The 7,823-nt window shown below is 58.7% G+C and carries 6 protein-coding genes and 2 pseudogenes; 6 read left to right on the top strand and 2 right to left on the bottom strand.

Annotation, left to right across the window (positions count from 1 at the left end; all coding sequences use genetic code 11):
• The first annotated feature begins 185 nt into the window (after positions 1-185).
• From EXR36_14895 to EXR36_14880, 4 genes and pseudogenes are all read left to right on the top strand, one after another.
• The gene (locus EXR36_14895) at positions 186-1,238 is read left to right on the top strand and encodes an MBL fold metallo-hydrolase (protein MSQ60881.1); all 1,053 of its coding nucleotides are present in this window, start codon (positions 186-188) and stop codon (positions 1,236-1,238) included.
• 18 nt (positions 1,239-1,256) lie between these two features.
• Positions 1,257-3,101, top strand: a pseudogene (gene phaC, locus EXR36_14890) (class I poly(R)-hydroxyalkanoic acid synthase).
• Positions 3,102-3,103: 2 nt separating this feature from the next.
• Entirely contained in the window at positions 3,104-3,409 is a 306-nt protein-coding gene (locus EXR36_14885; protein MSQ60880.1) for a hypothetical protein, read from the top strand.
• Positions 3,410-4,375, top strand: a complete 966-nt coding sequence (locus tag EXR36_14880; GenBank protein ID MSQ60879.1) for a tripartite tricarboxylate transporter substrate binding protein — start codon at positions 3,410-3,412, stop codon at positions 4,373-4,375. It begins immediately after the preceding gene.
• Between the two features lie 27 nt (positions 4,376-4,402).
• Here EXR36_14880 and EXR36_14875 read toward each other — a convergent pair whose 3' ends face one another.
• On the bottom strand, positions 4,403-5,314 hold the full coding sequence (locus tag EXR36_14875; protein ID MSQ60878.1) for a hydrogen peroxide-inducible genes activator: 912 nt from the start codon (positions 5,312-5,314) through the stop codon (positions 4,403-4,405).
• Between the two features lie 137 nt (positions 5,315-5,451).
• Here EXR36_14875 and EXR36_14870 point away from each other — a divergent pair, with 137 nt between their 5' ends.
• The gene (locus tag EXR36_14870) at positions 5,452-6,189 is read left to right on the top strand and encodes a glutathione peroxidase (GenBank protein MSQ60877.1); all 738 of its coding nucleotides are present in this window, start codon (positions 5,452-5,454) and stop codon (positions 6,187-6,189) included.
• A gap of 31 nt (positions 6,190-6,220) precedes the next feature.
• Positions 6,221-6,700, top strand: a pseudogene (locus tag EXR36_14865) (DNA starvation/stationary phase protection protein).
• A gap of 28 nt (positions 6,701-6,728) precedes the next feature.
• Here the strand turns inward: EXR36_14865 and EXR36_14860 are convergent.
• Entirely contained in the window at positions 6,729-7,559 is an 831-nt protein-coding gene (locus EXR36_14860) for a cobalamin-binding protein (protein ID MSQ60876.1), read from the bottom strand.
• Positions 7,560-7,823 lie beyond the last annotated feature (264 nt).

Genomic DNA, 7,823 nt, shown 5'->3' with positions numbered 1-7,823 from the left:
TTGGATACAAAGCCAGTGAAGAGGCTCGCAAAACGCCTTGAAAGGCGCGAAATAACCCGGCTGAAGGTCACCTGGCCGAGAATGAAACTCATTTCGCTAACGCGGTAAGAGATCCGTCGTAGAAAAGTGATTATTAGAGGTGCCCTTAAGGTAACATCATGCTTCGCATAGGCGCGCTCTCGAACATGAAATCCGCATTGGCCAAGGTGGCTGCCGCCCCTTCCGTTTTGGATTACCCTTTTGCCGCGCCTCCGGCCTTGGGGCAAACCACCGAAGTTGCTCCAGGATGCCTTTGGCTTCGCATGCCACTGCCCTTCGCTTTGGACCACATCAATTTGTGGATGCTGGAAGACGGCGGCGGCTGGACGCTGGTGGATACGGGTCTGAACTTGCCCGTGACGCAAGAAGCCTGGGACAAGATCTTCACGCGCCACGGGCAGCGCATCAAGCGGGTGATCGTCACCCATTGCCACCCGGATCACTTCGGCTTGGCGGGGTGGTTGACGAAGCGGTTCGGTGTGACGCTGTGGATGCCCCAGGGGGAATTTCTTGCGGGCCATGCCCTGTACGCGGAGACCTCCGGGCACGGCACGCAGCCAACCCTCGATTTATTCTCGGCCCATGGTCTGGAGCCGGCTAAAAAAGAGAATATGAACCAGCGCGGCAACTCTTACCGGCGCGGAGTTTACGAGCCGCCAGCGCAATACCGCCGCATACACGGCAACGATGTCATTCTCACCGGCAAGCACAAGTGGCGCGTGATTTTCGGCTACGGTCATTCGCCCGAGCACGCCGCCTTGTATTGCGATGCCCTCGGTGTACTCATCTCAGGGGACATGTTGCTGCCCAAGATCAGCACGAACGTCAGTGTGTGGGCGCAAGAGCCCGAGTCGGATCCGGTGAAACTCTTTCTGGACTCCATCGATCTGTTCAAGCCCTTGCCTGCGGATACCCTTGCCTTGCCCTCCCACGGATTGCCTTTCCTCGGGATGCACGCGCGCATCGAGCAACTGCATAGGCACCACGAGGACCGCTTAGGAGAGGTCATGGAGAAATGCCACGACTGGACGACGGCCAGCGATTTACTTACCGTGTTGTTTCGGCGGCCCTTGGACACGCACCAAACCTTCTTCGCCATGGGAGAATCCATTGCCCACCTCAACTATCTTTGGCACCAAGACAAATTGCAGCGCGAGAAAGACGCGAGCGGCGTCTACCGTTTTCGGCGGTCCAATTAATCGCCCAGGAGGCATACCATGAGTAACTCACCCCCGGCTAGTTCAGCGGGCGGCGCGCCCGATGCGGAAGCTCTTGCCAAGTCCTTGGCGGAGATCGCCCAGCGTAGCCAGAACATCGCCAACGCTTATCTGAACCGCCTGAAGGAGGGCAAAGCCACTGCCGCCAGCGACGACGTGGGAGTCATGCCTGCCTTCGCCGAACTGGCCAATAAGATGTGGGCGGATCCGGTGAAACTTGCCGAGGCTCATTCCCGCATGTGGCAAGCGCAGATGAATGTCTGGCAAGACGCTGTGCAGAAATTCTTTGGGCAGGGCGCGAAGGCCAGCACCCCGGACAAAAGCGATACGCGATTCAAGAGCGAACTATGGCAGAACAATTTCTTGTTCGGCTACATCAAACAATCGTATCTGGTGGCGGCGGAGAATATCCAAAGCACCGTGGCCGGGGTGGAAGGCCTGGATGCGCAAACGGCGCGCAAGGTACGCTTCTTCACGCGCCAGTTCGTCGACGCGCTAGCGCCCACCAATTCGCGCTCACGAACCCCGAGGTGCTCAAGGCCACCCTGGAGAGCGGTGGCAAGAATCTCCTCGACGGGTTGAATCATCTGCTGCAAGACGTGGAACGCGGCGGCGGGCAATTGGCCATCAGCATGACCGATCCCAAGGCCTTCACGATGGGCGAGAACGTCGCCACCACGCCTGGCAAGGTGGTGTATCAGAACGATCTGGTTCAGTTGCTTCAATACACGCCCAGCACGCAGCAAGCCCACAAGACGCCGCTGCTCATCATCCCGCCTTGGATCAACAAGTATTACATCCTGGATTTGCGCGAGAAGAATTCCTTCATCCGTTATGCCGTGGCTCAAGGGCACACGGTGTTCGTGATCTCCTGGGTGAATCCGGATGCGCGGCACGCAAACAGAGCTTCGAAGACTACATGTTCGAGGGTCCCTTGGCCGCGCTCGGCGCCATGGAAAAACCACCGGAGAGCGCGAGGCCAACGTCATCGGCTACTGCTTGGGAGGCACCTTGCTCGCCTGCGCCTTGGCTTATTTGGCGGCAAAAAAAGACATGCGCGTGAAATGCCCGACGTTCTTTACCGCCATGATCGATTTTCAGGAGCCGGGCGAGTTGGGCGTATTCGTCGACGAGCCCTCGCTCAAGAACATCGAGAAGAAGATGCGGGAGCGCGGCGGCTATCTCGAGGGTTCGGAGATGGCCAGCACCTTCAACATGATGCGAGCCAACGATATGATCTGGTCTTTTGTCATCAATAACTACCTTCTGGGTAAGGATCCGTTCCCCTTCGATCTGCTTTACTGGAACTCCGATTCCACGCGCATGCCGGCCAAGATGCACACGTTCTACCTGCGCAATATGTACATCAACAATCTGCTGGTGAAGCCAGGCGGCATCGAGTTGGGAGGACAATCCATCGACCTGAACAAGATCAAGACGCCGGCCTGCTTCATCTCCGCCATCGAAGATCACATCGCGCCATGGAAATCCACTTACATGGGCGCCAAGGCGCTGCCCGTCCCGGTGAATTTCATTCTCGGCGGGTCGGGGCACATCGCGGGAATCGTCAACCCGCCCGCCGCCAATAAGTACCACTACCGGACCAACGATAAACTGCCTTCCGGAGCTGATGACTGGCTCGCCTCGACGCAAAAGTACGAGGGCTCGTGGTGGCCGGCGTGGAGCAAGTGGGTCGCGGGTTACGCCGGCGACAAGGTGGCCGCGCGCATTCCCGGCAAGGGAAAACTCAAGGTTCTTGAAGACGCGCCGGGCTCTTATGCAAAGTTTCGGTTGGATGCGCAAGCCGCTGCTTCACCGGCCCACACGCCAGCAAAGGATAAGTAGCGATGCTGTTTCTTATCGTCAGTACCCCCCGGCCGGAGAAACCCTCCACCATGGTCAAGTCGAGACAGAGCTTCTGGAATTGGATCAGCCCTCACCTCAAGAGCGGCTTGGCCAAGTGGACCTACGCGCGCACGGGCCGCGGCGCCGTCGCGGTGTTCGACGTGGACTCCAACGAAACTTTGCACCGTCTGTTGAATGAATGGGCGCAGATCATCCCGGCCACTTTCGAGATACATCCGTTGATCGATGTGGCAGCCTCGCGCAAATTCCTCACGGGCCAGACGAAGAAGAAACGTACGCCGAAGTAAATGAGCAAAGCGCCGGTGATGCGGGGGTGGCTTTGCATCGCGTTACTCGTGGTGGCGGGCGGAGCGCCAAACGCGCAGACCTTTCCGAGCAAGCCCGTGCGCCTCGTGGTCCCGTTTCCCGCCGGGGGAACCACGGATGTAGTAGCGCGCATCGTCGCGCAAAGGTTGAGCGAGAATCTAGGACGGCAATTCATCGTGGAGAACCGGGCGGGCGCCTACGGGGTCATCGGGTTCGATGCGGTGGCCAAGAGCGCACCGGATGGGTACACGCTCATCGCCGGGTCCATGGGAAATTTCACCGCGAACCCCAGCTTATACCGCTTGCCCTTCGATATTCAGCGAGATTTCGTGCCTGTTACACAACTAGTGTCGCTGGAACATGTGCTGGTCGTGCACCCTTCCGTGCGCGCTAATACCCTCGGAGAACTTATCGCGCTCGCCAAGACCACGCCACTGAATTTTTCTTCGAGTGGTTCCGGCGGGGCGCCGCACTTGGCGGGCGAGTTGTTCAACCGCCTGGCCGGAGTGAAGATGATGCATATCCCGTACAAGGGCAGCGCGCCCAGTTACACCGATTTGGCGGGCGGGCAGGTACAACTATCCTTCGATACCATGGCCATGGCTCTGCCCTACGTGAAGGCCGGAAAGCTCAGGGCCATCGCGGTGCTGGGCAAGCAACGTTCCGTGTTGATGCCCGAACTGCCGGCGGCGGTGGAAACGCTACCGGGCTTTGAAGTCACCAACTGGATTGGCGTGGCGGCGCCGGCCCATACGCCACAGGCCATCGTGGACAAGCTTCAAACCGAATTCGCCCTCGCGGTTCGCGCAACGGATATCTCCGCCCGCCTGCACGCCCTGGGCGCCGAAGCCCTCGGTAATTCGCCCAACGCTTTTGCCGCGGTGATTCGATCCGACACGGCGCGTTGGAGTAAGGTCATCAAGGACGCCGGCATCCGCGCGGAGTAGCGCGGCACATCGAAGCCGGGATACGAATTAACCGGGCGCGATCATTTCGGCTCCGGACAGTTTCAGATTCCAGATAGCCTTGGACAAGACCTCAATGACTTTCCCGCGTGCGTAACTCCGGCGCCAGGCGAGCGCTATCCGGCGGCTGGGGGCGGGGTTGGTGAAGGGTATTGCACGGATGAGTTTGCTCTGGAAGCGGTCCGTGCAGGCCGACCATGGCAGTACCGTGATACCCAACCCGGAGGCCACCATGCCGCGAATGGTTTCCAGTGAGTTGCCTTGCTGAACATCGCCGGGCCGGCGCGAGAGCTCCGGGCAAGCTTCCACCACTTGATTGGCGAAGCAATGCCAGGAGTTGAGCAGCAACACGCGCTCCTTCGAGAGTTCCTTCGGCTTTACGAAGTTCTTCTTGGCCCAGGGATGCTCCATGGGAACGGCTACGCCGAACGGTTCATCGTAGAGCGGCAGCGTGGCAATGCCAGAATCGCCGAAGGGCAAGGCGACGATGATGGCATCGAGCTTGCCGTTGCGAAGCAGCGCTTCAAGGTGGGCCGTGGTGTTCTCCTCGATCTCCAAGGGCATTCGCGGTGCCAGCTTGTGCAAGGCGGGAATCAAGGAAGGAAGTAAATAAGGCCCCACGGTAAAGATGACCCCCAGGCGAAACGTGCCTAGCAGCGGATCCTTGCCTTGGCTCGCGATCTCCTTCACCTTGGCTGCTTCCTCGAGCACCCGCTGCGCTTGCTCCACCACTTGCTGGCCGAGCGCTGTCACGCTGGCTTCGGTTTTGCCCCTCTCGAAAATTTTCAGGCCAAGCTCCTCCTCCAGCTTCTGTATCGCCAAGCTCAGCGCTGGTTGTGTCACGAAGCACTTCTCCGCCGCCTTGCGGAAGTTTCTCTCTTGCGCCACGGCAACCACGTAGCGTAGTTCGTTGAGTGTCATGCAGGCTGAAAACGACAGGGCAGGGTCATTAGATTATCTTATCAGACACTTCACAACAATCAATTGGATTGCTAATAAGTCCAACCGTAGACTGCATTCCGTGGATGTTTCCCTAACTCAACCTGAAGGAGAAAATCATGCTGCACGGTAAACAAGGCGAGCGCGTTCCCAGCGTTATTTTCCGCGTGCGAGAGAACAACGAATGGAAGAGCGTCACCACCGAAGATCTGTTCCAAGGCAAGACCGTGGTGGTGTTCTCGCTGCCTGGCGCCTTCACGCCCACCTGCTCATCCGCGCATTTGCCGCGTTATAACGAACTGGCGCCCGCGTTTTTCGCCAATGGCGTGGATTCGATCCTGTGCCTTTCGGTCAACGACGGCTTCGTGATGAACGAATGGGCAAAGGAACAAGCCTCCGAGCACATCACCCTGATCCCCGATGGCAACGGAGAGTTCACCGAGAAACTTGGCATGCTGGTGGACAAATCGGACTTGGGGCTAGGCAAGCGCTCCTGGCGTTACTCCATGTTGGTGAAGGACGGCGTGATTCAGAAACAGTTCATCGAGCCCGAGAAGCCGGGCGATCCCTTCGAGGTGTCGGACGCGGACACCATGCTGAATTACATCAACCCAAAGACGAAGAAACCGGACCAAGCCGTCATCTTCACGCGGGAAGGCTGCGGGTACTGCGCGAAAGCCAAGTCACTCCTGGCAGAATGGGGCTACGACTACGCCGAGGTCCTCTTGGCGCACAACGTACGCGGCAAGGTTGTGGGCGCAATCGCGGGTGCTCGGACGGTTCCTCAAATTTTCATCAACGGCCAATACATCGGCGGCGCTCAAGCCCTGGAGCAATGGGCAAGAAAAGCGGCTTGAAGAAATCTCTTAACTGGAAAGGATAGCGATCATGACCATCAATATCGGAATCGACGACAGCAACCGGAAAGCAGTGGCGGACTTGCTCAACAAACTCCTCGCCGATGAGTTCGTGCTCTACGTGAAAACGCGCAATTTCCACTGGAACGTGGAGACTCCGAACTTTAGCGAACTGCACAAGTTCTTCGAGGGCCAATACGAGGCGCTTGACGAGACCATCGACGAAGTGGCGGAGCGCGCGCGTGCCTTGGGCGGGAAAGCGGTTGCCACCCTTGGCGAGTACGCCACGCTTACCAGCCTCCCAGAGACGGCCGTGAATACCCAAAGCCAAACGGCCATGCTATAGGCGCTGTTGGCGGATCACGAAGCCATCATCTGAACCCTTCGGGCCGGTGCCGCCGCTTGCGACGAGGAATATGGCGATGCCGCGACGGCGGACTTCCTGGTGGGTTTGATGGCGCAACACGAAAAGACCGCGTGGATGCTTCGGGCGCATTTGAAGGGGGCATGAAGCTTCGCAGCCTCACTGGGACCCAACTTCACAGGAGGCCGCGGCGAAAATCCCTTAAGTAGGCCAAGCCTTTCACCGCGCGGCTGCCATACCAGGAGGTCATGGAGCCATCGATCAAGGCGCAGCGCGTCTTTTGTCCGAGCGGCATGGTGTCCAGGAGATCCACCAGATGGCGCTCGCTAAAGGAGTAGGGCTCGGTGGAAAACAGCACGAAACTCACGCTGCGCAGTTGCTCCGCGGTGAGCTCTATGGTCGGATAGCGGGCGTCACTCCTCACCTCGAAAGTGTCCCAGCCCACGGCCGCCAGCATGCGCGAGATATAGGTGTCGCGCGATACAGTCATCCAGGGCGATTTCCAGATTAGGTAGATCACCTGCTGGCGCCCCCAGGCCTCGCTGGCGGAACGCACCTCCGCGAGCGCAGCCCGGAATTTCTCCGCCAGGGCTTGCGCTTCATCCTCGCGCGAGAAAATGCCACCCAGGAGGCGGTAGAGCTTCAGATTGTCCTCGGGGACGATGGGATGCGTGATCACCACATGGGGAACGAACTTGGCGAGTTCTTGCACCACGCTTCGCGGGTTTTCGTCGATGTTGGCGATGAGGTGGGTGGGGGCCAGACGGCGAATCTTGGCCACGTCGATACTCTTCGTCCCGCCTACCTTGGACACTTTTTTGACGGCATCGCGCGGATGAATGCAAAACCCCGTGCGGCCCACTAACTGTTTTCCAAGGCCAAGATCGAGCAGTAATTCGGTGATGCTCGGCACCAAGGATACGACGCGTGCCGTGGAAGCTGCCACCTCGTGCTGGGTGCCCAGGGCGTCGATGAGCTGGCGTTCGTTGGTCGGGGTATAGGACATGGCGGGGAAATAATACCGCGTCGCGCGTCCGAATGCATTTTCGCGCGCCCTACTCCACGGCGCTTGTGCAGTGCAGCGATGACCACGGAAAGCGTTCAGACGGCGCGAATTCATCTGAGCTTCCCCCGAAATTTCGTCTTCCAAGAGTAGGAGTTTATTCTGGACGAACTGGAGGGATTGAAGATGAAGAAGCTACCAAAGCAGGAGTACACGGCAGAGTTCAAGCAACTGGCGGTGAAGCGCGTCAAGGGAGGCCAAAGCTGT

This window comes from Betaproteobacteria bacterium, assembly GCA_009693245.1.
Taxonomy (GTDB): Bacteria; Pseudomonadota; Gammaproteobacteria; order Burkholderiales; family SHXO01; genus SHXO01.
Note: the sequence above shows the minus strand (reverse complement) of the source record. Positions and strands in the feature narration are given on the sequence as shown.